The 24,861-nt window shown below is 74.6% G+C and carries 19 protein-coding genes; 12 read left to right on the top strand and 7 right to left on the bottom strand.

The window, feature by feature from the left end; genetic code table 11:
* Positions 1-74 precede the first annotated feature (74 nt).
* From ACIP4Z_RS14535 to ACIP4Z_RS14505, 7 genes are all read left to right on the top strand, one after another.
* Positions 75-1,562 carry an MFS transporter gene (locus tag ACIP4Z_RS14535; RefSeq protein ID WP_401307841.1) on the top strand — a complete coding sequence of 496 codons (1,488 nt, stop codon included), beginning with the start codon at positions 75-77 and terminating at the stop codon, positions 1,560-1,562.
* A gap of 195 nt (positions 1,563-1,757) precedes the next feature.
* Positions 1,758-2,621 carry a 2-keto-4-pentenoate hydratase gene (locus tag ACIP4Z_RS14530; protein ID WP_401307838.1) on the top strand — a complete coding sequence of 288 codons (864 nt, stop codon included), beginning with the start codon at positions 1,758-1,760 and terminating at the stop codon, positions 2,619-2,621.
* The gene (locus tag ACIP4Z_RS14525; protein WP_401307835.1) at positions 2,618-3,706 is read left to right on the top strand and encodes an acetaldehyde dehydrogenase (acetylating); all 1,089 of its coding nucleotides are present in this window, start codon (positions 2,618-2,620) and stop codon (positions 3,704-3,706) included. Before ACIP4Z_RS14530 ends, ACIP4Z_RS14525 begins: the two co-directional genes overlap by 4 nt.
* Before the next feature lies 1 nt (position 3,707).
* Positions 3,708-4,730 carry a 4-hydroxy-2-oxovalerate aldolase gene (gene dmpG / locus ACIP4Z_RS14520; RefSeq protein WP_401307832.1) on the top strand — a complete coding sequence of 341 codons (1,023 nt, stop codon included), beginning with the start codon at positions 3,708-3,710 and terminating at the stop codon, positions 4,728-4,730.
* 605 nt (positions 4,731-5,335) lie between these two features.
* Positions 5,336-6,619: a lycopene cyclase family protein gene (locus ACIP4Z_RS14515; protein ID WP_401307829.1), complete on the top strand. Its 1,284-nt coding sequence runs from the start codon at positions 5,336-5,338 to the stop codon at positions 6,617-6,619.
* Between the two features lie 59 nt (positions 6,620-6,678).
* The gene (locus ACIP4Z_RS14510) at positions 6,679-7,545 is read left to right on the top strand and encodes a class I SAM-dependent methyltransferase (protein ID WP_401307826.1); all 867 of its coding nucleotides are present in this window, start codon (positions 6,679-6,681) and stop codon (positions 7,543-7,545) included.
* Positions 7,542-9,089, top strand: a complete 1,548-nt coding sequence (locus ACIP4Z_RS14505) for an FAD-dependent oxidoreductase (protein WP_401307823.1) — start codon at positions 7,542-7,544, stop codon at positions 9,087-9,089. The genes ACIP4Z_RS14510 and ACIP4Z_RS14505 overlap by 4 nt, the downstream gene beginning before the upstream one ends.
* Positions 9,090-9,103: 14 nt before the next feature.
* Here the strand turns inward: ACIP4Z_RS14505 and ACIP4Z_RS14500 are convergent, their stop codons facing one another.
* From ACIP4Z_RS14500 to ACIP4Z_RS14485, 4 genes are read right to left on the bottom strand one after another with little or no spacing between them, the layout of a single operon-like run.
* A complete protein-coding gene (locus ACIP4Z_RS14500; protein ID WP_401307820.1) occupies positions 9,104-10,111 on the bottom strand; it encodes a DUF5914 domain-containing protein in 1,008 nt (335 codons plus the stop codon).
* Positions 10,108-11,178 carry a phytoene/squalene synthase family protein gene (locus tag ACIP4Z_RS14495; RefSeq protein WP_401307817.1) on the bottom strand — a complete coding sequence of 357 codons (1,071 nt, stop codon included), beginning with the start codon at positions 11,176-11,178 and terminating at the stop codon, positions 10,108-10,110. The genes ACIP4Z_RS14500 and ACIP4Z_RS14495 overlap by 4 nt, the downstream gene beginning before the upstream one ends.
* Positions 11,175-12,713, bottom strand: coding sequence for a phytoene desaturase (locus tag ACIP4Z_RS14490; protein WP_401307814.1), 1,539 nt, complete (start codon positions 12,711-12,713; stop codon positions 11,175-11,177). The genes ACIP4Z_RS14495 and ACIP4Z_RS14490 overlap by 4 nt, the downstream gene beginning before the upstream one ends.
* On the bottom strand, positions 12,710-14,002 hold the full coding sequence (locus ACIP4Z_RS14485) for a polyprenyl synthetase family protein (RefSeq protein WP_401307811.1): 1,293 nt from the start codon (positions 14,000-14,002) through the stop codon (positions 12,710-12,712). The genes ACIP4Z_RS14490 and ACIP4Z_RS14485 overlap by 4 nt, the downstream gene beginning before the upstream one ends.
* 267 nt (positions 14,003-14,269) lie before the next feature.
* On the opposite strand from ACIP4Z_RS14485, the gene ACIP4Z_RS14480 reads away from it, so the two are divergent.
* Positions 14,270-15,799: an SDR family oxidoreductase gene (locus tag ACIP4Z_RS14480; RefSeq protein ID WP_401307808.1), complete on the top strand. Its 1,530-nt coding sequence runs from the start codon at positions 14,270-14,272 to the stop codon at positions 15,797-15,799.
* Positions 15,800-15,802: 3 nt separating this feature from the next.
* On the opposite strand, the gene ACIP4Z_RS14475 is transcribed toward ACIP4Z_RS14480, so the two are convergent.
* Positions 15,803-17,152, bottom strand: a complete 1,350-nt coding sequence (locus ACIP4Z_RS14475) for a glycosyltransferase (protein ID WP_401307805.1) — start codon at positions 17,150-17,152, stop codon at positions 15,803-15,805.
* A gap of 217 nt (positions 17,153-17,369) precedes the next feature.
* On the opposite strand from ACIP4Z_RS14475, the gene ACIP4Z_RS14470 reads away from it, so the two are divergent.
* Positions 17,370-19,466, top strand: a complete 2,097-nt coding sequence (locus ACIP4Z_RS14470; protein ID WP_401307802.1) for a glycosyltransferase — start codon at positions 17,370-17,372, stop codon at positions 19,464-19,466.
* A 224-nt stretch (positions 19,467-19,690) separates the two neighbouring features.
* Here ACIP4Z_RS14470 and ACIP4Z_RS14465 read toward each other — a convergent pair whose 3' ends face one another.
* Positions 19,691-20,716, bottom strand: a complete 1,026-nt coding sequence (locus ACIP4Z_RS14465) for a MerR family transcriptional regulator (protein ID WP_401307799.1) — start codon at positions 20,714-20,716, stop codon at positions 19,691-19,693.
* Between the two features lie 168 nt (positions 20,717-20,884).
* Between ACIP4Z_RS14465 and ACIP4Z_RS14460 the strand changes: the two genes are divergently transcribed.
* Together ACIP4Z_RS14460 and ACIP4Z_RS14455 are read left to right on the top strand one after the other, a co-directional pair.
* Complete coding sequence (locus ACIP4Z_RS14460; RefSeq protein ID WP_401307796.1) at positions 20,885-21,577, top strand: RNA polymerase sigma factor; 693 nt, start codon at positions 20,885-20,887, stop codon at positions 21,575-21,577.
* Between the two features lie 153 nt (positions 21,578-21,730).
* Positions 21,731-22,279: a DUF4383 domain-containing protein gene (locus ACIP4Z_RS14455; protein ID WP_355335301.1), complete on the top strand. Its 549-nt coding sequence runs from the start codon at positions 21,731-21,733 to the stop codon at positions 22,277-22,279.
* A gap of 3 nt (positions 22,280-22,282) precedes the next feature.
* On the opposite strand, the gene ACIP4Z_RS14450 is transcribed toward ACIP4Z_RS14455, so the two are convergent.
* Positions 22,283-23,026: a TetR/AcrR family transcriptional regulator gene (locus tag ACIP4Z_RS14450; protein ID WP_401307793.1), complete on the bottom strand. Its 744-nt coding sequence runs from the start codon at positions 23,024-23,026 to the stop codon at positions 22,283-22,285.
* A 106-nt stretch (positions 23,027-23,132) separates the two neighbouring features.
* Between ACIP4Z_RS14450 and ACIP4Z_RS14445 the strand changes: the two genes are divergently transcribed.
* Positions 23,133-24,821: a carboxylesterase/lipase family protein gene (locus ACIP4Z_RS14445; RefSeq protein WP_401307791.1), complete on the top strand. Its 1,689-nt coding sequence runs from the start codon at positions 23,133-23,135 to the stop codon at positions 24,819-24,821.
* The last annotated feature ends 40 nt before the right edge of the window (positions 24,822-24,861 follow it).

Raw genomic sequence — 24,861 nt, 5'->3', positions numbered from 1 at the left:
CCTCCGCTCGCAGGTGCCGACACCGCGGCGGGGATGGCCCCAGGGGCGTTCATGACATGAGGAGAGGCAGTGCGATGACGCACAGCGAAACACACCACCAGGAAAGACCGCGCGTCGAGAGACCCGTCCGTACCCGCGGGAGGAATCCCCTGATCGCCGTGGCCGCGCTGCTCGGCTTCACCTCGTCCGCGGTGACCTTCATGCTGACCCCGCTGCTTCCCGTGGTGCAGCGCGAGTTCCACCTGACGGTCGGCGACGTCGCGTGGGTGCTCACCTTGCTGCTGATAGGCGGCGGCGTCAGCACGATCCTGCTGCCGCGGCTGGCGGACGTGCTCGGCGACCGCGGAGCCGCGACACTGGGCGCCGCGCTCCTCGCGACCGGCATGCTCGTGCCGGGCATCTCGCACACCTTCCCCGCGATGCTGATCGGCGCGGCGGTCATGGGACTCGGCTCCGCGGCCGGTCAGCTCGGCGTCGGCGTCCTGCGCCGCCACCTGGCGGGCTCCTCGGTGCACACCGCGGTGATCGTCAGCCAGGTCGCACAGGCCGTCGGGGCCGGAGTCGGGCTCGTCGCCGGGGGGCTGGCGCTGAGCCGGGTCTCGATGCAGGACTTCTTCCTGGGCGCGACCGTCGTGTACGTCGTGGTGGGGATCTGCGTCTGGGCCGTCATCCCGTCGAGTTCCCGCGACGCCACGGCCGCGTTCGGCATCGGGAATGTCATCGGCCTGGTCGCCTGGATCGTCCTGCTGCTCTACGGCATCAAGACGGCCGGATCCGACGGCATCTCGTCGGCGAAGGCGATCGGCTTCGCCGCTGCCGGTCTCGCGGGCGGGGCCGTATGGGTGACGCTGGAGAAGCGGTCGAAGACCCCGGTGTTCCATCTGGCGCTCCTGAGGTCCGGGACCGTCGCGCGGACGGTCGTGGCGGGCTTCACGATCGGCATGGCGATCCAGTCGGTCACCTTCCTCATCCCGTTCTACGTCCAGACGCCCTCCGCCGCGGGATACGGCCTCGGGTACGACGCCCTGGACACCGGGCTGTTGCTGCTGCCCTACTCGCTGCTCGGCGCGCTCGCCGGTATCGGCGCGGGCGTCCTCGGCGCTCGTACCAGGCCGCTGCTGGTGGCGGGGGTCGGCGCGACCTGTCACTGCGCCGCCGCGCTGACCTTGATCCTGGCCATGTCCGGGGGCGCCTCCGTGGCGTCGTTCCTGGTCGCCGCGTGCGTCTACGGCGTCGGCAGCGGCCTGGTGGGCGTCGGACTGTTCAGCTCCATCCAGAGCAGCGTCCGCGCGGAACTCACCGGAATGGGGATCGGCATGATCGGCATCATCATGACGATCTCCGGGTCGCTCGGCCCGGCGATCTATTCGAGCATCCTCCAGTCGAAGAGTGTCGCCGCCGTCCCCGGGGTGCCGGCCGAGGACCGGTTCCGGATCTGTCTGCTCGTCGCGGGCTGCTGCGACGTCCTGGTCGCCTTCATCTGCTACTCGGCCCGCCGCGGACGGGTGCCCGCGTCCGCGCAGCCGTCCGTCGGCGCACCGGCCGACCAACTGACCAACTGACCAACTGACCAACTGACTTCGTGACCTCGTGACTTCCTGAGGAGGGGCCGGGCCGGGCGACGCTGCCGCCCGGACCGGCCGGTCACCACCGCGTCGGATGCGCGGCGAAAAGGCACCGACGACAACCTCTGCCAATCATTCGGCCGTCGCCACCGGATCTCCGGTGGCCCCTGTTCTGTTGGGTGGCACACCACCATGGTTTCTTCCCGATCATCCACATGCCCGCACGGGGCCTGCGCACCCAGCCGGCCGGCCGCGGCCGACGAGGCCGCCGCCGTCGCCGCGGCGGCGGCCCGGCTCATCGACGCCGCGGCGCGCGGCGTGCCCTGCGCACCGGTCCGCGACCTGATCGGCGCGGACGACCTGCCGAGCGCCTACGCCGTACAGGCCGCCGTCGCCGCGCACCGCCTGCGGGGCGGCGCCCGCGTCGTGGGGCGCAAGATCGGCCTCACCTCACCGGCGGTCCAGGAGCAACTCGGCGTCGACCAGCCGGACTTCGGCGTCCTCTTCGACGACATGGCGTTCCTCGGCGGTGACACCGTCCCGATCGACCGCGTGACGCAGCCGCGGGTCGAGGCCGAGATCGCGTTCATGCTCGGCGACGACCTGGCCGAAGGCCCGCTCGACCACGCTCAGGTCCGGGGCGCGATCGCCTGGGGTTCGGCGGCCCTCGAAGTGTGCGGGAGCCGGATCGCCGACTGGGACATCAGCTTCGCGGACACCGTCGCCGACAACGCCTCGGCCGGGGCGTACGTCATCGGCCCGCGGCGGCTCTCGCTCGACGCGTTCAGCCCGGTGGAGCAGCGGATGTCGATGTCGATCGGCGGCGTCGAGGTCTCCACCGGCACCGGCGCCGCGTGCCTGGGCGATCCCGTCGCGGCGGTCGTCTGGCTCGCCCGGACCGCGCGGGAACTCGGCGATCCGCTGCGCGCGGGGCAGCTCGTGCTGTCCGGCGCGCTCGGTCCGATGCGTCCCGTCGTCGAAGGCGACGTCGTCGTCGCCCGGCTGTCCGGGCTCGGCGCGGTGCAAGTGCGGTTCGGCAAGGGAGAGCGGGCATGACGAAGACAGCGGGCACGCCGCGTACGGCGGACGCGACGGAGACAGCGGGCGCGACGCGTACGGCGGACGCGACGGAGACAGCGGGCACGACACGTACGACGGACGCGACGACGGCAACGGGCGCGACGCGTACGGCGGGTGCGGCCAGGACGAAAGTCGCCGTCATCGGATCGGGCAACATCGGCACCGACCTCATGATCAAGGTGCTGCGCAACGCTCGGCACCTGGAGATGGCGGCCATGGTCGGCATCGACCCCGCCTCCGACGGGCTGGCGCGTGCGGCCCGCCTCGGGGTCGCGACCACCCACGAAGGCGTCGACGGTCTGCTGCGGCTGCCCGGCGTCGAGGACATCGCCATCGTCTTCGACGCCACGTCGGCCAAGGCCCACGAAGCGAACTCCGCCAAGCTGGCACCGCTGGGCAAGCGGCTCATCGACCTCACGCCCGCGGCGATCGGGCCGTACGTCGTCCCGGCGGTCAACCTCGACGAGCATCTCGCGGCGCCCAACGTGAACATGGTGACCTGCGGCGGCCAGGCCACCATCCCGGTCGTGGCCGCCATCAGCAGGGTGGTGCCGGTGCCGTACGCGGAGATCGTCGCCTCGATCTCCTCGAAGTCCGCGGGGCCCGGCACCCGGGCGAACATCGACGAGTTCACCGAGACCACGGCCGCCGCCATCGAGCGGGTCGGCGGGGCGCGGCGCGGCAAGGCGATCATCATCCTGAATCCCGCGGAACCGCCGCTCATGATGCGCGACACCGTCTTCGCCCTCGTCCGGGCGCCCGACGCCGAGGACCGGGAACGGATCAGCGCGTCGGTGGAGCGAATGGTCGCCGACGTCGCCGCCTACGTGCCCGGCTACCGCTTGAAGCAGCGGGTGCAGATCGACCGCATTCCGGCCGGGCAGCCCGTGCACAGCCTGCTGGACGCCGCGGCCGACAGCCCCACCCACCAGGTGTCGGTCTTCCTGGAGGTCGAGGGAGCGGCGCACTATCTCCCGGCCTACGCCGGGAATCTCGACATCATGACCTCGGCGGCCCTGCGGGTCGCCGAGCGGATCGCCGCGGCGAAGGCAGGAGTCTGAGATGTCGGCTGCGATATTCGTACAGGACGTGACACTGCGGGACGGCATGCACGCCGTACGCCACCGCATCACCCCCGAGGACGTGCGACGTGTCGTCACCGCCCTCGACGCCGCCGGAGTCGACGCGATCGAGGTGGCGCACGGCGACGGACTCGCCGGGGGATCGGTGAACTACGGTCCCGGATCCCACACCGACTGGGAGTGGATCGAGGCCGCCGCGGACGTCCTGCGGCACGCCCGCCTGACCACCTTGCTGCTCCCGGGCGTCGGAACGATCCACGAGCTGAAGCGGGCGTACGAACTCGGCGTGCGGTCCGTGCGCATCGCGACGCACTGCACCGAGGCGGACATCTCCGCGCAGCACATCGCCGCGGCGCGCGAACTCGGCATGGACGTCTCGGGCTTCCTGATGCTCTCGCACCTGGCCCCGCCCGAACAGCTCGCGCGGCAGGCCAAGTTGATGGAGTCCTACGGTGCGCAGTGCGTCTACGTCACCGACTCCGGCGGCCGGCTCACGATGGCCGACGTCGCCGCCCGCGTACGGGCCTACCGGGACGTCCTCGACGACGCCACCGAGATCGGCATCCACGCACACGAGAATCTGTCGCTGTCGGTCGCCAATTCCGTCGTCGCGGTGGAGAACGGCGTCCGGCGCGTGGACGCCTCGCTTGCGGGCCACGGCGCGGGAGCGGGCAACTGCCCGCTCGAAGCCTTCATCGCCGTCGCCAACATCTCCGGATACCAGCACCGCTGCGACCTGTTCCGGCTCCAGGACGCCGCCGACGACATCGTCAGGCCCATGCAGGACCGCCCGGTGCGCGTGGACCGGGAGACCCTGACCCTCGGATACGCCGGTGTGTACTCCTCGTTCCTCCGGCACGCCGAGGCCGCCGCCGCCCGCTACGACGTGGACGTCCGGACCATCCTCATGGAGTGCGGCAGCCGACGCCTGGTCGGCGGCCAGGAGGACATGATCGTGGACATCGCGCTCGACCTGGTGGCGGCCCAGAGCCCGTCCGTCTGAGACGGCCGCGACCGGCGCGGGCCCGCGTTCGCCCTGCGCGGTGGGGGAAGCCGGATCGTCGCGGCGGCTGCCCACCGCGCGGGGCACCGCTGTCCGGGCGGCGTGCGGCGCGGCGCGGGCCCACGCCGGAGACGGGCCCCGGCGGCCCCCGAGAGCGCGCACAGCGGGCGCGGACGTCAACGACGGGAGGCGACGGGCATGGTGCGCGCGACCCCCAGGACGTGCGCGGCGGATCGCCTGCCGGGAGTCGCCGGTCTTCGGGGAGATCCACGAAGAGAGCTGTCGGCGCTTCGGCCACGAACCTGTCGCCGTCCCGGCCGGTGAAGCGGCCGACCGGGCAGAGTCGCTCGCGGACTCCACCGCGCGGCTCTCGTGTGAGGCCCGCCGCCAACAGCCGCGCCCAACATCCGCCCCCCACAGTTGCCTTGCGCGATTCCCAGGGCGGCCGGTACCGGGGGATCGCTCCTCGTAGACGTCCCCATTCGCGTGATCGCCGCTCGCCGCGCGCCCCGCGTGCATCCAACCGGGCCTTCGCTGCGGAAAGATCTGCAACGCGGCAGCCGGGCCCGGACGGCCAGGTGTTCGTCGCGCCGGGAGGAGCACGAGTGCGGGACGCGGACGTCGTGATCGTGGGTGCGGGCGCGGCCGGGCTCTCGCTGGCCCACCGGCTGTGCGCGCCCTCGGCCGCCCGGCACCGGCCCGCCGTGGTGCTGGTCGACGCTCCGTCCGGTCCGCTGCGACCGCCCGAGCGCACCTGGTGCTTCTGGGAGCCGCCCGGCGGCCCGTACGACGCGGTCCTGGCCGCCTCCTGGGACCGGTTGCGGGTCCGGGGACCCGACGGCTCGGCCACCGTGGCGGATCCCGCGCCGTTCCGCTACAAGATGCTGCGGTCCGGCGCCTTCGAACGGCTGGTGGGCGAGCGCCTGTCGGGACCGGACGGCTGCCGCCGGATCGAGGCGACGGTCGAGTCCGTCCAGGACACGGCCGCCGGCGCGCGGGTCTCCGGGCACGACACGGCAGGTCGGCCTCTGGAGCTGAACGCCCGCTGGGTCTTCGACTCCCGCCCGCTCCCACGGCTCCCCGCGGCCCGCACGACGCTGCTCCAGCACTTCAGGGGCTGGTTCGTCCGGACCGCGGACGACGCCTTCGCCCCCGCTGTCGCCGACCTGATGGACTTCCGCACACCGCGTCCCGCGCACGGGCTGTCCTTCGGCTACGTGCTGCCGCTCGGGCCACGGCAGGCGCTCGTGGAGTACACGGAATTCTCCGCCGGGGTCCTGGACACGGCGCGGTACGACGCGGCGCTGCGGCACTACACCGACGACGTGCTGAGGCTCGGCCGGTTCGAGGTGACCGGCGTGGAGCAGGGCGTGATCCCGATGACCGACGGGCGGTTCACCCCGCGCGCCGGGCGTTCGGTGTTCCGGATCGGCACGGCGGGCGGCGCGACCCGCGCGTCGACCGGTTACACCTTCGCCGCCGTCCAGCGGCAGACCCGGGCCGTCGCCGACGCCCTCCTGACCGGCGATCCCACGGTCGGCGGCCGGCGGCGCCGCGCCCCCGTACCGCCCTCCCCGCACTCGCGCCGCTCCCGGGCGATGGACGCCGTCATGCTGCGGGCCCTGGACACCGGGCGGGTGGACGGCGCGGACTTCTTCACCGGGCTGTTCCGCCGCGTGCCGACCGAGCGTCTGCTGCGCTTCCTCGACGGCGGCTCAGGACCGGGGGAGGACTTCCTGATCGGCCTGAGCACCCCGGTCGCCCCGATGCTGCGGACCGTGGCCGAACTGCCCTTCCTGCGCAGGCGCGAGCCCGGCGAATCTGTCGCCCGCAGACCCGACCCGCCTCCCGTCGCGCCCGTGAGCCGCCGCCCCGGTGCGGCCCCTTGATGCCGCCCCGCCCCGACGCCGCCCGCCCCGATGCCGCCCCCCAACAGGAAGTCCGCCCCATGCCCCTGCTGCGAGACGACGAGCTGTCGTCGGCGTTCGACCACGGCTCCGCCCGCTACGACCGGCTGACCGCGATGAACCCCGGCTACCACGCGCACCTGCGCCGCTCCGCCCGGCGGCTGCGGCTGCCGCACGGCGGGGCCGGGCTGCGCCTGCTCGACCTCGGCTGCGGCACCGGCTCCTCGACCGCCGCGCTGCTCGCCGCCGCTCCGCTCGCCGAGATCACGGCGGTGGACGCCTCCGCCGGGATGCTGGAGCGGGCGGCCGCCAAACGCTGGCCCGCCACCGTCTCCTTCCTCCACGCGCCCGTGGAGAAGCTGGCCGAAGGTGGCTTCGTCACCGGGCGGTTCGACGCCGCGTTCGCCGCGTATCTCGTGCGCAACGTCGCCGACCCTGACCGCGTCCTCACCGCCGTCCGCGACCGGCTCCGCCCCGGCGGCCGACTGGCCGTGCACGAGTACGCGCTCGGCGGGAGCGCCGCGCACCGGGCGGTCTGGGCGGGGGTGTGCAAGGGCGTCGTGCTGCCCGCAGGACGGCTCACCGGCGACGCCGGTCTCTACCGCCACCTCTACACCAGCGTCGTTGCGTTCGACACGGCCGCCGCCCTCGGCGACCGGGTGCGCCGCGCCGGATTCGGCTCCGTCCGTGTCCTGCCGCTGCCCGGCTGGCAGACCGGCATCACCCACACCGTGCTCGGCCGCGTACCCCAGGACCCGCCGCACGCCGAGCCGGAACAGGGGCCACCCCACCCGCCCCGAAGTCTGGCCCAGCCGCAGCCGCAGCCGCAGCCGCAGCCGCAGCCGCAGCCGCAGCCGCAGCCGCAGCGTCAGCGTCAGCTCCGCAACCAGCACGGGGACCCGCGGTGACCGGGCGCCCCGCCGCGCCCCGCCGTGGCCGCGACCGGCGCGCCCGGACGATTCCCGCGCTGCCCGGCCGCCCCCGCTTCGGCGCCGACGCCCCCGAGGTCGCCGTCATCGGAGGCGGCATCGCCGGGCTCGCCGCCGCCACCGGCCTGGCGGAGCGCGGCGCCCGGGTCACCTTGTACGAGCGCGAGCGCGGCCTCGGCGGACGACTGGCCGGCTGGTCCACCGACTTGGCCGACGGCTCACCGGCCACCATGAGCCGCGGCTTCCACGCCTTCTTCCGCCAGTACTACAACCTGCGCGGCCTGCTCCGCCGCGCCGACCCTTCCCTCGGCATGCTCACCGCGCTGCCCGACTACCCGCTGCGGCACAGCAGCGGCCTGTACGACAGCTTCGCGCGCGTCCCGCGCACCCCGCCGTGGAGCGCCCTCGGCTTCGTCGCCCTCAGCCCCGCCTTCGGCTGGCGGGACCTGCTCCGGATGAACCCGGCCGCCGCCCTGCCCCTGCTGGACGTGCGCGTGCCGCAGGTCTACGCACGCCTCGACACGGTCAGCGCCGCCGACTTCCTGGCCCGTATCCGCTTCCCCGACGCCGCGCAGCACCTCGCCTTCGAGGTGTTCTCCCGCAGCTTCTTCGCCGACCCGCGTGAACTCTCGGCCGCGGAGCTGGTCCTGATGTTCCACATCTACTTCCTCGGCTCCAGCGAGGGCCTGCTCTTCGACGTCCCCGACGAGCCGTACCCCCAGGCGCTCTGGGAGCCGCTCGGCCGCTACCTGGAAGGCCACGGCGCGGACGTGCGCACCGGCACCGAAGTGAGCGCGGCCGGGTCGTCGGGGCCCGACGGCCCGACGGTCACCGCCGACGGCAGGACGCGGCGCTTCGACGCCCTCGTCCTCGCCCTGGACAGCGGCGGCCTGCGCCGCCTGGCCGCCGCCTCGCCCGGCCTGTGCGACGCGCCCTGGCGGGAGCGGGCCGAACGGCTGCGCACCGCGCCGCCGTTCCTCGTCTCCCGGCTCTGGCTGGACCGCCCGGTCGCCGCCGACCGGCCGGGTTTCCTCGGCACCAGCGGCTTCGGCCCGCTCGACAACATCAGCGTGCTGGAGCGCTGGGAGGGCGAGGCGGCGCGCTGGGCGGCCAGGACCGGCGGCTCGGTGGTCGAACTGCACGCGTACGCCTACGCTTCCGACGACCTGCCCGCCGCCCAGGACCGGCTGGTGCGGCAGATGCACCGGGTGTACCCGGAGACGGCGCACGCCACGATCGTCGACCAGCGGCACGAATGGCGCGCGGACTGCCCGTTGTTCCCGGTGGGCGGCTTTCACGACCGGCCCACCGTCCGCACCCCGCACCCGACCGTCACGGTGGCGGGCGACGCGGTCCGCACCGACCTCCCGGTCGCCCTCATGGAACGCGCGGCGACCACCGGCTTCCTGGCCGCCAACGCCCTGTTGGAGCGGTGGGGCGTGCGCGGCCAGACGCTCTGGACGGTCCCGGAGCGGGGCCGCTCGGCCGTACTGCGGGCGCTGGCGGCCCTCGGGGACACGTGACGGGCCGCGCGCCGTCAGCCCGGGAAGCGGCCGACGGCGCGCAGTGCCCACCGCCGCTCCGCGTACGCCAGGTCGTCGCGCCACAGCCGCCCGGCGGCCCCGCGCATCAGCGGGCGCAGCACCGGGGCAACGGCCCGCGCGACCGCGAACCCGCGGCGGTCCGACGCGGCGACCACCGCCTCCACCACCGCGGTCCGCGGACGCCCCGACCGGTCGGGGCCGAGCGGCGTGGCGTGCGTCTCGACCACGGACCCCCGCCCCTCGCCCTCGGTGATGTGCATGACCACGGTCCTGGGTTCCGGCGCCGTGAACACCGCGCGCACCGGCACCACCGCCCGTCCGGCGACCTTGAAGGACACGTCCACCGCGAAGGCGTCGTGCGCCGCGTCGGCATCGCCAGTGGGTGTGCCGACCACCGTGAGGTCCACGAACGAGTACGGGTGCAGCCATCCGCCGTGCCACGGGTCGAGCCGGTTGGCGACCACGTCCTCCGGTTCGCACACCCCGAAACCCGTATAGACCGCCGCCAGGGCGCCCGCGGGCTCCGGCCGGACCGGCACCAGCGGGGCGGCCGTCGGCTCCTCGCCGCCCACCCCGTCCAGCCGCACCCAGACCAGCAGCCCGTCGTCGTGCACGGGGTACGGCTCCCAGCCCGCGAACGGCGCGCCCTTGAGGGACAGGCCGTGCCAGTGGCAGATCAGCGTCCCGCAGCGCACCGAGCTGTCCTTGAGCGGCGCGCCCAGGTGCGGGCAGGCGCCGGGGCCGCCGCGCAGTGTGCCCGCCGCGTCCCGCCACAGCACCACCTCGGTGCCGCCGACGGTCCTGCCGTACGGGCGGCCGTCCTTGACGGCGCGGGAGCCGCCGACGACGAACCAGTTGCCGGACGGCCGCGCCAGGGCCCGCTTCAGGGCGTCGCCGATCAGCCGCGGCGCCGCGTCGCGCCAGGTCGGCCGCTGCTGCGCCCAGTCGGCCGGGTCGCGGCGCAGCCGCAGCGGAAAGCGGCCGGGCCGGTGGTCGGTCACGACATGTTCTCCTTCTCCCAGCGGGACCACGACGGGCCCACCGACGACGGCCGTTCACGCGGTGGTTGACGTGGCCGCCCCTGCGTCCGTGAAGCCTGCCCTCGGTCCTTCGGCTCCGGTGCCGTCGCGCCGCCCCGGGCGCGCAGCCGCGCCGCGCCCAGCCGGACCAGCCCGTCGAGCGCCACCGCCGCGCGCCGCTCGCGCGGTACCACCGCACGGCGGTGCAGGACCGCGTACCCGTCGTCCTCGATCGCGTCCAGGATCCCGCCGTAGAGCACGAGAGCGGTACGGATGCACGGCCTGGCCACCGGGTCGAGCATCGGCAGGCCGGGCGCCGCCTCCCGGTAGACGCCGCGGGTCAGTTCCGCGGCGGCCCGCAGCGCCTCGGTGATCCGTGCGTCGCGGGCGCCGGTCGTCCGGCTCCACAGCAGCAGGCCGCGGTCCACGCCGTGCGCGGCGAGCAGGTCCGCGGGCAGATAGACCCGGCCCCGGTCCAGGTCCTCGCCGACGTCCCGCAGGAAGTTGCTGAGCTGGAAGGCGACACCGAGTGCCGCGGCGTGCGGGGCGGCCTCCGCGCGGGGGACGACCGTGCCCAGCACCGGCAGCATCTGGAGGCCGATCACCGCAGCCGACCCGTGCATGTAGCCGCGCAGGTCGGCGTACGTCGGATAGTCGCGCACCTCGAGGTCGCTGCGCATCGCCGCCATGAAGTCGGTGAAGTGCCGGTGGTCGATGTCGTACACGGCGGCCGTGTGCGCGAGCGCCCGCACCACCGGCTCCTTGCTGTTCCCGTGCCGCAGCCCGGCCGTCAGCTCCTCCTGGAGCGCGTCGAGCGCGGCGGCCCGCTCCTGGAGGGTCCGCGTCCGGTCGAGGCTGTCGACGATGTCGTCGGCCCAGCGGGCGAAGCCGTACAGCGCGTGCACGGCCGGTCGCCGCTCGACCGGGAGCAGCCGGGTGGCGAGGAAGTACGTCTTGCCGTGCCGGGCGTTGAGCTGTCGGCAGCGCGCGTACGCGGCGCGCAGCGCGGGCGCGTCGATCCCGGCCGCGTCGAGCTCGCGCGCGGTCACGCCGGGGTGCCTTCCGTCGCGCGCCGGGTCCGGGCGGGCGGGGACGGCCGCCGCGGGCGCGGCCCGGTGACGCGGGCCGCGGCGAGCTTGCCGGAGATGAGCACGGTCGGCACGCCCACGCCCGGCGTGGTGCCGCAGCCGGCCAGCACCGCGTTCTCGGTGCCTCGCACGAGGTTCCGGGGACGGAACGGGCCGGTCTGCGCGAAGGTGTGGGCCGCGGAGAACGGCGTACCGGCCGCGTGCCCGTCCGCCGTCCAGTCCGCGGGCGTCACCAGGGACTCCTCCTCGATGGCGGCGCCGATCCCGGTCAGGCCGCGCCGCTCCAGCTCGGCGAGGAGGCTGTCGCGGTAGCGCGGCGAGAGCTCTCCCCATGCGCGCGCGTCCGGACCGATGGCGGTGTTGGGGCACGGCGCCAGGACGTAGTGCAGATGCTTGCCGGGCGGGGCCAGTCGCGGGTCGGTCGCCGTCGGCCGGGTGATCAGCAGCGACGGGTCGGACATCAGGGTCCCGGCGCGGGTCAGTTCGTGGAAGGTGTCCTTCCACGCGGCGCCGAAGGAGATCGTGTGGTGCGCCAGCTCCGGCCAGGTGCGGTCGGTGCCCGCGTGCAGGATCACCGCGGAGGGCGAGTGCCGCAGCGGGACCGCCCGGCGCGGGGTCCGGCCGAGCAGCCGGTAGGCGACCGGCAGATCGGGGGTGAGCACCACCGCGTCGCAGGCGATCCTGTCCTGGTCCGTGACGACGGCGGTGATCCGGTCGCCGGACCGCTCCAGCCGGGTGACGTCCTGCCCGTACCGGAAGTCGGCCCCCGCGTCGGCCGCCGCGTCCGCCATCGCCCGCGGCAGCGCGTGCATGCCGCCGCGCGGGAAGTAGACGCCCGCCACGGTGTCCATGTAGGCGATCACCGCGTAAGCGGCGAGCGCGCGGGCCGGCGGTACGCCCGCGTACAGCGCCTGGAAGGTGAAGACCCGGCGCAGCCGCTCGTCGGAGACGAAGTCGCCGATGCGGGCGTCGAGTCGGCCGAAGCCGCCGAGCGCCGCGAGCCGGGCCAGGTCCGGGTGGACGAGCTGGAGCGGCGAGTCGAAGTTGGCGTCGATGAACCGCCGCATCTGGACCGCGTAGAGGTCGGTGAGCCAGCGGCGCAGCCGCCGGTAGCCCGCCGCGTCCGCCGGACCGGCGAAGCGTTCGATCTCCGCCTCCATGGCCTCGGCGCCGGTGTGCACGTCGAGGCGGCTGCCGTCGGCGAACAAGGCCCGGTAGGCCGGGTGCAGCGCGATCAGGTCCAGCCGGTCGGTCATCGTCTCGCCGACGGCCGCGAACGCCTCCGCGACCAGGTCGGGCATGGTGAGCACGGTCGGCCCCGTGTCGATCCGGTAGCCGCCCCGCTCGATCCTGCCCGCCCGGCCGCCGGGCAGCGCGGCGCGCTCCACGACCGTCACCCGGCGTCCCGCGCCCAGCAGGTGCAGCGCGGCGGACAGCCCGGACAGCCCGGCCCCGACCACCACGACATGGTCGGTGCGTCCCGTCACTGTTCTCATCGGTGGTCTCCTGCGGCAGCGGCTTCCCGCGGGCCCGGTCCGGCGGCTGCCGGTCGGTCCTGCGGGTGCGGGGCGTGGTGTACGGACCGCCCGTCCGGGCATACGCCCGCGGCGCGTTGGAAGAGGTCGAGGAGCCGGGCCCTGGCAACCGGTCCGACGCGCGTCGCGCCCGCCAGGAACCGGGCGCTGTCGGCGGCCAGTTTCTCGATCCGGTGCTCGACGGCGGCCCGCGCGCCGGTCGAGACGAGCAGGTCCCGTACCCGGTCCAGATCGCCGTCGGACAACCGCGGGTCGCCGACGGCCGTGTCCAGCAGGGCGAGGGCCTGCCGGTCGTCCGCGGCCTCGGCGTGGTCGCGGGCCACCGCGATCAGGTAGTTGGGCTTCCCGTCGCGGATGTCCTCGCCCGTCGGCTTGCCCGTGTACGCGGAGTCGCCGAACACCCCGTGCAGGTCGTCGCGCAACTGGAAGGCGATGCCCGCCTGTCGGCCGGCCGCGCACAGCGCCCGGGTGGTCTCCTCGTCCGCGCGGGCCAGAGCGGCCCCGAGCGCCAGCGGGCGCTCGACGGAGTACAGCGCGCTCTTCAGCCGGGCCGTGCGCAGCGCCCGCGCGGCCGACCGCGCACCGGTGGTCTGCCCGTGCAGATCCAGGTACTGCCCGGCCACCATCTCGGTGCGCATGGCCTGCCACAGCACACGCACCCTGCGGGAGGTGTCGCCGGGCAGCGCGGTGGCCGCGACGGTGTCGTCGGCCCAGGCCAGCGCGAGGTCGCCGACCAGGACGGCTGCCGCCCGGCCGAAGGGCTCGGCGGGGCCGGAGCGGCGCGCGCAGGGGTACTGCGCGTCGAGGTCGAGATGGACCGCGGGCTGTCCGCGCCGCAGCGCGGAGCCGTCCATCACGTCGTCGTGCACCAGCGCGCAGGTCTGGACGAGCTCCACCGCGGCGGCGATCCGCAGCGCCGCGTGCACCTGTTCGGCGGACCCGCCGCCGCCCGCGGCCCGCAGCCCCCACCACAGGAACTGCGACCGGGTGCGCTTGCCGCCGCCCAGGGTGAACCCGGCGACCCGCTCGGCGAGGTCCCGCGCGAAGACCGCGTCGATCGCCGCCGCTGCCGCCACCCGCTCGCCGAGCTCATGGGCCAGCACCCGCCCGACGTGGTCCGCGACGTCCGCGTCCACGGCCGCGGGGTCCGGCGGGCGGGGGACAAGGACGCGTGCGGAAGCGTCGTACGGGGCGCCCCGGGCCGCCTGCTCACCGGGGGAGGGGTGCTCGTCCGCCGCGATGCGCCTCATCGACTTCCTCTCCTCGCGTCGTTCGGCTTCGTCTTCGGTCATTCCGTCCGGGACGCCCCCGCGGATGCAGCGGACGTCCACTGCTGCCGGGAGGGGCGAAAACACCTCACCACGAGTGACCCATCATGATCACGCCGCCACATCGGGTCACTGTCGACGAATCTCCGCATGCGGGTGGTCCGGCCCGCATCCGGCCGACCGGGCCGCGCGGAAGAGACCGTGAAGGGGGACGGTGGGGGGAACACAACGCGCGGAACGGAGCTGCTCATGATCAGCGATGCCACCGAACCCGGGCCGCTGTGCCTGGTCACCGGGGCCTCGGGCTACATCGGCGGACGCCTGGTGCCCGAACTGCTGGCCGCCGGGTACCGGGTCCGGTGCCTGGCCCGCTCACCCGGAAAGCTCCGCGACCACCCATGGGTGCACGACACCGAGGTGGTCCAGGGCGATGTCACCGATCCCGACTCGGTGGCGGCGGCGATGCGCGACGTGGACGTGGCGTACTACCTCGTGCACGCGCTGGGCACCGGCTCCGGCTTCGAGGAGACCGACCGGGAGGCGGCCCGGGTCTTCGGCGAGCAGGCCCGCGCCGCAGGGGTGGGACGCATCGTCTACCTCGGCGGCCTGACCCCCGGCGGAGTACCGGAGGCCGAACTCTCGCCGCACCTGCGCTCGCGCGCCGAGGTCGGCCGCATCCTGCTGGACTCGGGGGTGCCCACCACCGCGCTGCGCGCCGCGGTGATCATCGGATCGGGCTCCGCGTCGTTCGAGATGCTGCGCTACCTCACGGAACGGCTGCCGGTGATGGTCACCCCGAGCTGGGTCCGTACCCGGATCCAGCCCATCGCCGTCCGCGACGTGCTCCGCTACCTCGTCGGGAGCGCCGCCATGCCGCCGGAGGTCAGCCGCCCCTTCGACATCGGCGGCCCGGACGTCGTCACCTACCGGGAGATGATGCAGGGCTACGCGGCGATCGCCGGTCTGCCCAAACGCCTGATCGTCCCGGTCCCCGTCCTCACCCCACGGCTGTCCAGCCACTGGATCGGACTGGTCACCCCGGTGCCCCGGTCGATCGCCCGCCCGCTCGCGGAGTCCCTGCGGCACGAGGTGGTCTGCTCCGAGCACGACATCGCCCGCTACGTGCCGGACGGCGAGGGGCAGCCCTTCCCGCTGCGCCGCGCCCTGGCCCTGGCCCTGCGGCGGGTCCAGGACGCACAGGTCACGACCCGCTGGTCCTCCGCCTCGCTGCCCGGCGCGCCCAGCGACCCGCTGCCCACCGACCCCGACTGGTCCGGCGGCAGCCTCTACACCGACCGCCGCGAGCAGGTGGTCGACGCCTCACCCGAGGCGCTGTGGCGCGTGATCGAGGGCATCGGCGGCACGAACGGCTGGTACTCCTTCGGCCTGGCCTGGGCGGTGCGCGGCTGGCTCGACCGCCTCGCGGGCGGTGTCGGGCTGCGCCGCGGACGCCGTGACGCCGTTCATCTGCGGAACGGGGACTCACTGGACTTCTGGCGGGTCGAGGAGATCGACCGCGGCACGATGCTCCGGCTGCGCGCCGAGATGCGACTGCCGGGCCTGGCCTGGCTGGAGCTGCACGCCGACCGCGACGACCAGGGCCGCACCCTGTACTGGCAGCGGGCGCTGTTCCACCCGCGCGGGCTGCTCGGCCACGCGTACTGGTGGAGCATCTCGCCCTTCCACGCGTTCGTCTTCGGCGGCATGGCACGCAACATCGCCAAGGCGGCGGAACAGGGCAGGTCCGCCCCGAGCCCGCGGCCGGTCACCACCCACTGACCGCTACGGTGCGACCGGCCGCTCCTGGCGGGCGGCCATCACGGCCCGCAGCCGGACGGCCGCCCAGTCAGGGCCCCGCTCGCGGACCCGGGCGGACAGCCGCCCGAGTCCGGGCGGCGGCGCGGTGAGCAGTGAGGCCACGGCGTCCCCGATCTCCCGCCCGGTCGCCGCGGCCGGGTCCAGGACGACGGCCGCCCCGGCCCGCTCGGCGTCGTGGGCGACGGCGAACTGGTCGCTGGAGAACGGCAGGACGAGCGCCGGGACGCCCGCGGCGACGCACTCGGTGAAGGAGTTGTTGCCGCCGTGGTGCACCATCGCGTCCACCTCCGCCAGCAGCGCGCGCTGCGGCACGGAGGCCGCGACGCACACCCGCGGGCCCGCCAGATCCGCGAGCGCCGCCGTACGGTCCCCGGCCGCCAGGACGACCGCCGCGTCCGGACAGCGCTCCAGCACGCCGCGCGCCACGGTCCGCAGCACGTCGTCCCTGGCCGACAGGAAGGTGCCGAAGGCGACCAGGACGACCTTCCCCGCCGCCGCCCGCAGCCGGTCGGCCGCACCGCGCCAGTACGGGTCCAGGACCGGCGCGTCCTGCGCGGTGCAGTGACCGGCGTAGAGGGCTTCGCGCCCCTCGGGCGGTACGGGCAGGCCGGGAAGCGGCGGGTAGCAGTAGACGACGGCGTGCGGTGAGGTCAGCGCGAACGCCCGGCCGGGCGGCGGCCGATGCGGGGCGTGGAGTGCGGCGAAGTCCGCGAACAGCGACGTGAAGGCCGCGTCGTTCGCCCGTACCGCGGTGCGCAGCGCCGCCCGCTCCGCGGGGCGCGGCCGGATCCCGGCGGGCCAGGCACAGGGTTCGCCGAAGAAGGCGTCGGGGCCCGCTGGCAGGTAGCCGGGATGTCCGGGACAGTAGGAGGCGTACGACAGACCGAGGCAGTGCAGGGCGAGCGTCACCGGGTAATTGAGCTGGTCCACCAGGTACCAGTCCGGCCGCAGCCGGTCGTGCAGCATCCGCAGGTCCGCCAGGATCCGCTCCGGGTCGGCGAGCATGTCGGCGCCTCGGTGCCGGGCCTGGGCGAGCAGCGCGGGCACCGCGCCCGCCCTGGTGGCGTCCAGGAACTCGGTGAGACGCGCCGCCTCCGCCGTGTCCTGCTCGGTCGTCTCCGCGATCCCCGTATTGGCGTTCCGCGTCACCGTGAGCGGCACGAAACCGATGTCCGCCTCCCGCGCCAGCTCCTCGAAGGCGGGCGCGCACGCGAAGTGCACCTCGTCGCCCGCCCGCCGCAGGGCTCCCGCCAGGACCGACAGCGGCCGGGCGTGCGACTGGAAGGGCGGGCTGACCACCACGATCCGGGCCATGGGACTCCTTCGGTCGAGCGGTGTCCGCGTACGCCGACGCGGCCCCCGCGGAACTCCACGACGGCGTGCGGCGCGGCTGCGACGGCAGATCCTGCCAGGTCAGGGGCGTGCGCGCTGTGAGGCAGAACCGGCGCCCGAAGTGCATCCAATCCGCTCGGCCGTACGGAAGCGATGACTGTGCACGATCCGCAGCCCCATTCGCACGGGAGAGGCCGCCATGGAAGACATCGCACTGCCGACCGCCCCCGCGGCGGGCTCCGCCACGGGAGCGGTCGGCGACGGGACGGTCACCGGGAACGTCTTCGCCGGTCCGGGCGCTCGCACGGGGCCCGCGCCGGACGACGACGTCTTCGTCGACCTCCGTTCGACCTTCTGGACCGGCCGGATCCGGCCCGCCGCCGCGGGCGCGGGCGCCGGGGCGCTGCTGAACCTCACCCAGGCGGAGTACGGCTGGCCGCTCCCCGAGGACATCGCCTGGGAGGCGGACGACCTGTCACTGGCGCGACTCCGCCGCGCCTGCCGGATGGGCCTGGCCCACAGCCCCGAGACGCTGACCGGCCACGCCGGTGGCTCGGACCGGCTGCGGGCCGCCGCGGCCGAGGCGTGGCCGGACGCGCTGCGGGTGCACGGCGCGGACAGCGCGCGCGACGCGCTGCGCGAGGCGCTGCGCCACCGCCCGGCCGGGGCCGCGACGGCGGCTCTGCTGGACGTCGCCACGGCCCGGGGCCTGCGGCCGCTGGAGCCGGAGGAGGCGGCCGAACTCGCGGCGGCCGGTGACCGCGCGACCCGCCACGCGGCCTGGCGCTACCTCGCCGGTGTGCCGGGCGGCGCGTCCCTGCTGCCGGTCTCCGCCGAGGCGGAAGACCCGTACGAGCGGCTGATGCTGCTCCCCGGCCAGGACCCGCTGCTGCCCGCGGCGGCACGCAGGCCGGGGTTGCTCGTCGCCCAGCCGATGCTGCTCGGCGGCCTCGACACTCCGGGGGAGGGGCTGAGCGGCGGCCTGAGCGTGCTGCTCAGCGGCCTCGGGGACGCGCTGGCCGACACCGGCGCGGTCGCGGCCGTCGTGACGGTGGTCACCGCCTGCCGCAGCGAACTGGCGCGCGACGACAGCCTGTTGCACGCCCGCGGCGCCGGGCACTGGGTGCTGCGGCTCCCCGTGGACGCGGAACATCCCCTCGGCCAGCACGAGATGGGCGCCCACCGCGAGGCGCTGGCCTGGTGGGCCGTACGGCTGCTCGGCGGCCTCGGCGCACGGCTGGACGTCCTGCACGCGCGCTACGCCGACGACGGCTCGCTCGCCATGGCCCAGGCCGCGGAACGCCTCGGAGCCCGGCTGGTGTTCACCGCGACGCCCGATCCGCACCGGCAGATGACCGTACGCCACGGCCGGGCCCCGGCCGCCTCCGACGACCTGCGCGACGACCTGCACCGGGTGTTCGTCGCCGACCGGCTGGTCGAACGGGCCGCACGCGTGGTCGCCATACCCGGACAGCAGGGCGACGCCTCCGAACTCGTCCGCCACTTCCCCCAACTGGCCGCCGCACGGGACGGCGCGGGCCCGGCCGCACCACCGGAGGGCATCCAGCCGTACGTACCGGCCGCGTCCGAGGCGTCCGACCGGGCGGATCTGCTGGGCATGGTCCTCGGCGGGGGCGGTAGCGGCGGCGCGCGGCGGGCGCCGCTCGGCCCGGACGCCCTGCGGGAGCCGCTGCTGCTCTGCGTGGGACGGCTGCACCCCGTCAAGCAGCAGGACATGCTGGTACGGGCCTGGCTGGAGCGGGGCCTGTACCGGCGGTCCTCCCTCGTGTTGATCGGCGGCGCCTCCGACCGTCCGTCGGCCGCCGAGACCGCGATGCGCGCCAGGATCGGCCGCCTGCTCGCCCGGCACCCCGGCGCGGCGCACCGGCTCGTCCTGCTCACGGCCCTGTCCAACACCCGCGTACGCCGCCTGGAGCGGGCGCTGGCCGACCCGGCGTCGGGGGCGCGGGCCTGGTACGTCTGCCCGAGCGCCAAGGAGGAGTTCGGGATCGCGGTGCTCGAAGCCATGGACGCGGGCCTGCCGACCGCCGCCCCCGAACGCGGGGGAGTACGCCACTATCTGCGCGACGGCGACAACGGCGTACTGCTGGACACCTCCAGCGCACCCGCCCTGGGCCTCGGCCTCGAACGGATGCTGGACATGCCGCCCTCCGCCGCCCGCGCCCTCGCCGCGCGCGGCCGCGCCACGGTCACCTCCGGGTACACCCTCACCTCCACGGCTGCCGCCTTGGTCGAGGAATACCTGGCCACCGCCCCGCCCGGAACCCCCGGCTGACGCCCGAGCCGCGACGCGAGGTCGTACCGCCGGGTTGGAGGCGAGCCGCCCACCGGCCTGCGGCGATGTCGGCTGAGGGCCACCCGGACGGCGTCCCGGGGCTTCCGGTGCGTGCGCGTCGGCCTGCGGCGGTGTCGGCTGCTGGCCGGGGCGTCCACGGGCTGCCGCTGAGCCTGCTTCGGCCTCGGCTGAGGACTGGCCGGGGCGTGCCCCCCCGGAGGGGGTCAGGGGGCCGCGGTGGGCGGTGGTGTGGGGGAGCCGATGCGGCTCAGGGCGGACAGGGCGTCGCGCAGGCCCTGGGGTCTGAGCATGCCGGGCATCAGGGGGCCGGCCCAGCCGGGACCGGCGAGGAAGACCATCGGATGGGTACGGGCGCCCTTGACGCCCCAGCTAGTGGCCGCGACATGCCGGGCGAGCGGGCGGTCGGCGGTGGAGCGGGACTGGGACCACAGCACGACAGCCGCCGGGCCGATCCGGCGTACGGCCTCGTCCAGGGCGTCGACCGGCACCGCCCCGCCGAACATCCGGGTCGACAGGCCGAGCTCGCCGAGCCCCGCGGTGAGCGCCTCCAGCGGAAGCGTGTGGTGGTCGCCGGGCACGCACGCGAGCAGTACGGGCGCCGCCCCGGTGACGGTCGGCGCCGGGCGGACCCGGCGCAGCGCCGACGAGACGTGCCAGGACAGCAGGTGCTCGACCTCCACGTACCGCTCCCCGGAGGTCTGCCACTTGCGGCCGACGGCGCGCAGGGTCGGCGCCATCACCTCCTCCCAGGCGACGACCAGCCCGTGCCGCTCGACCAGGTCGGTCAGCAGGGCGTCCACCGCCGGGCCGTCCAGCCGCACCGCGGCCCGCGCGAGCCCGCGGCACTCCTGCCGGACATCTCCGAGCGGCAGGCCGCTCCCGGCGGCCGGTTGCCGAGTGGCGGGCCGGGGCGGCCCGGCCGACGCCGGGCTCGTGGGCGCGGGCGCGGTGCCGGCGGCGGCCTGAGCGGCGCGGGCCGCCTCCGCGGGCGGCACGCCCGAGGCGGTGAGCCGGCACATCTCCTCCAGAACGGCCACGTCCCGCGGAGCCCAGCGCCGGTGCCGACCGTCCGAACGGACCGCCGGGCCGATCCCGTACCGCCGGTCCCACGACCGCACCGTCGTGGCGGACACCCCGAGCCGCCGCGCCAGCGCACCCGTGGCGATCCCGGCCTCGACAGGCTCCCGCGCTCCCAACGCCCCCTGCGTCCCACCCGTCTCCTCGCTCATCTCTTCACTATACGACGCAGAAACGGTGCGAGTTGCTCCACCTGGCCAGTGATTCGCACGCTAGGACGAGCCGACCCCGCCGCATCGGCGGCAAGCGGCCCCGCGCCCCGGGCTTCCCGGCGGCTCGCGGCCCGCCCGGCAGGAACCCGACCGAAGAAGGGCAGCTCCATGACCGTACGCACCGTCGCGGAACCCGCGCACGAGCCCGCGTCCGCTGCCGCCGCACCCGCTCCCCCCGCCGTACCGGCGCCCGCCCGCTCCGCCGACGGCCGGGGCGGGTCCGACGCGCCGCTGTGGGAACCGGCCGAGCTGGGCCTGGCCGACTCGGAGCTGGCGGCCGGTCTGGTGCGGGGCAACGAGGACTGCGTGGCCGCCGCCTACCACCGCTGGGGCGGGCTGATCCACGCGCTCGCCCGCCGGTCGCTCGGCGACGCACGCGAGGCCGAGGACGTCACCCAGCAGGTCTTCCTCGCCGCGTGGCGCGGCCGGCACGGCTACCGGCCGGACCGCGGGTCCCTGGCCGGATGGCTGATCGGCATCGCGCACCGGAAGATCGCCGACGCGCTCTCCGCCCGCACCCGCCGCTCCGTACTCGTGGCCAACGCCGGTTCCGCCCTGCCGCCCGAGCCGGACGCCGACGCTCAGCCCGACGCCGCGCTCCACCGGGTCTTCGTGACCCGTGAGCTGGCCAAGCTGCCCGCCGCCCAGAAGCAGGTGCTGTGCATGGCCTTCTACTGGGACCTCACCCACGCCGAGATCTCCGAGCGCACCGGTCTGCCGCTCGGCACGGTCAAGAGCCATTCGCGCCGCGGGCTGCTCAGACTGCGGGCGCTCCTCCAGGCGGACGCCGCGCTCGGCTGATGCGGGGCGGCCCCGGAGGCCGTAGCGCCCATGACACGACACGCTGCAAAAACGCTGCGAGATGAGAGATCCGGACAAAAGGGCCACCCTGGAGAGTGTGAAAGCAGTACATCCGCGACATACGGATCTGCCCGCCCCACAGAGGAGACGGCGATGAAGCTGCAGGACGAACTCCCGCGCGATCACCACCTGGCCACCGTCTACCGCTTCGGCGCCGCCTTCTGCGGCCTGGTGCTGATCGTCTTCGGAGCACTCGGGTTCGCTGACGCGCTGGGCTTCTTCGACACCCACGGGTCCAAAGTCGCCGGTCTGAGCACCAACGGCGCGCTGAGCGTGATCTCCCTGGTGGTGGGCGCCGCCCTGATCCTCGGCGGCATCGTCGGCGGTAACTTCGCCTCCACCTTGAACATGACCGTCGGCGCCCTGTTCCTCCTGAGCGGCTTCGTCAATCTCGCCGTCCTGGACCGGTCGGCGAACGTGCTGAACTTCCGGATGCCCAATGTCATCTTCAGCTTCGTGATGGGCCTGCTCATCATCACGTTCGGGATGTACGGCCGCGTCAGCAGCCGCCTCCCGCACGACAACCCGTACTGGCGCAGCCGTCACCCCGAACAGGCCGACCGCGAGGCCGCCGCCGCTGCCCCGTCCGCGGCGCCCCGCCCCGCCCTCGCGCCCCGCGCTCCCGGCGCGCAGCCGCGCTGACGTTCAGCGGGCCGTCGTCCGCCGGGTGATCAGGACCTCGATTCCGTCCAGGATCCGGGTCAGGCCGAAGTCCACGTCGTCGTCGGCGATGTCGTCGTCGTATTCCTCGCGCTCCATCATGGCCGCGAGGATGGGATATCCGTGCTCGCGCAGGAGCGGCTGAAGGAAGCGCGCCACGGCGGCCGACTGCACCGGCGCCGCGGTGCTGTCGCGCACGTCGCGGCGGGCGGCGGCGATGCGCCGCGCGTAACCGTCGAGCAGCAGCGCGCACCCTAGCGATTCGGCGGTGCTCAGCCCGGCCCCGGTGAGCGCTTCGAGCAGCACTTCCGTCCAGCGCAGCAGGTTCGGGGTCGCGGGCGCCCCGCGGATGGGCAGGTCGGGCAGCCACGGGTGCGTGTCGCAGCGCCCGATCATCGCCCTGGTCCAACGGGCGGCAGCCGCTCGCCACCGGTCCGCGCCGGTTTCCAGCTCCGGTGCCGGGCCCCACGCGGTCTCCGCGACCAGGACCAGCAGTTCGTCCCGCGAGCTGACGTACCGGTAGACCGCGTTGGCGGTGAGTCCCACCCGCCTGGCGATGTTCGGCATGGACAGGGCCGCGAAGCCTTCCGCGTCGGCCAGCGCGACCGTCGCTTCGACGATTCCCTCCACGCTCTGCGAGGGCTTCCGGCCCAGCCGTCCCGTCTTGGGGGCCAGTCCCCACGCCTGGGCGAGGCCGGGCGGCAGCGCCTCGTCGTCACCGGTCGTCATCGGGCTCATCTCCATGTCTCGTCCCCAGGGGGAATTGACTTTGTGGGCGCCTCACACTTTATATTAGTGTGGACCCCACACGAATTGTTTGAGGATGTGAACGCCGATGAATCTCCCAGGTCAGAACCGCGCCCCAGGACGTCGCAGGCCACAGGTCAGGGCGCGACCGCGCCTACGGGTCCTGCTGACCGCTCTGGTCGGCGCCGTCATGATCGGCGGCGCCATGACCGGCTGCGCCGCCGGACACGCGCGGCCGGCCCAGCGCGCGGAGGGCGGCCGAGGCGGTCCCGCCACCGTGGTCAGGACGGACGCCGGCCTGGTCGAAGGCCGCCTCGGCACGGACACCCGGATGTTCCAGGGGATTCCTTACGCCGCCCCGCCGGTCGGGCGGTTGCGCTGGGCGTCGCCCCAACCGGCCGCGTCCTGGCCGGGCATACGGACCGCGACCGAGCCCGGCAACCGATGCGCACAGTCGGCGGGGCTCATCGACGAGCAGAGCAGCAGCGAGGACTGCCTCTATCTGAACGTCACCACGCCCGCGAGCGGCGGCGCCCGCGAGCTGCCGGTGATGGTGTGGATCCACGGCAACGGCTTCATCAACGGCGCCGGAAGCCTCTACGACGCACAGCGCCTGGCCAGTCTGGGCAAGGTGGTCGTGGTCAGCGTCAACTACCGGCTCGGTGTCTTCGGATTCCTCGACCATCCCGCCCTCGACCACGGCCCGGCCGAACACCTGTCGGGCAACTTCGGACTGGAGGACCAGCAGGCGGCGTTGCGCTGGGTGAAGCGCAACGCGGCGGCATTCGGCGGCGACCCGGCGAACGTCACGCTCTTCGGCGAGTCGGCCGGCGGCACCAGCGTCTGCGCGCATCTCGTCGCTCCGGGGTCAACGGGCATGTTCCAGAGGGCGATCCTGCAAAGCGCCGAGTGCACGGGACGCCACTGGTCACCGGGCCCGCCCACCTGGTTCCCGCTGCCGCGCGCGGAGCGCGAGCGGCACGGACTCGACGTCGCGGCAAAGGTCGGCTGCTCCGACCTCCGGACAGCGGCGGCCTGTCTGCGCGCCGCACCCGTGAAGGAACTCCTCAAGTGGTCCGACGACGGAGTCGGATCAGGGCCGACGGTCGGCGGCGGCGTTCTGCCCGTGAGCCCGGAACAGGCGTTCGCCACCGGCCACTTCAACCGGGTCCCCGTCATCCAGGGAACGACCCGGGACGAACACCGGCTGTTCACCGCGGCCATCGAAGCCGTGACCGGCCGGACGACGACCGACGCCGACTACCGGCAGCAGATCCGGACACTGTTCACCCCGGCCGACGCGGCCCGCGTCCTGGCCCGCTACCCCGCCGACCGCTTCACGTCCCCCGGCGAGGCGCTGTCCTCCGTCGTCACCGACTGGGCCTGGGGGTGCACCGTCCTCGACCGGGACCGGGCCCTGGACCAGCACGTGCCGACCTACGCCTACGAGTTCGCCGACGACGAGGCTCCCTGGTTCAGGACCCTCAAGAAGCCCGACTTCCCCACCGGAGCGTTCCACGGCAGCGAGTTGCAGTACCTCTTCGCCGACGAGCAGCTCCCCGGTCCGGCCACCCCCGCTCAGCGCCGACTCGCCGACACGATGATCCGCTACTGGGCCCAGTTCGCCCACACGGGCGATCCGAACGGCCCCGGCGCGGCGCCCTGGCCGCGCTTCGGCACCGGCCGGCACGTCCAGTCCCTGCAAGCGGGGAAGACGGAGCCGGTCGACCTCGCCCGGGAACACCAGTGCGGCTTCTGGCGGACCGTCGGCGGCTGACCGCTGCCGCGACGCCCGTCCCCGCCGGGCTCACGGCCCG

Source organism: Streptomyces sp. NPDC088910 (assembly GCF_044749865.1).
Taxonomy (GTDB): Bacteria; Actinomycetota; Actinomycetes; order Streptomycetales; family Streptomycetaceae; genus Actinacidiphila.
The sequence above is the reverse complement of the archived record's forward strand: the minus strand, read 5'-3'. Positions and strand labels throughout refer to the sequence as shown.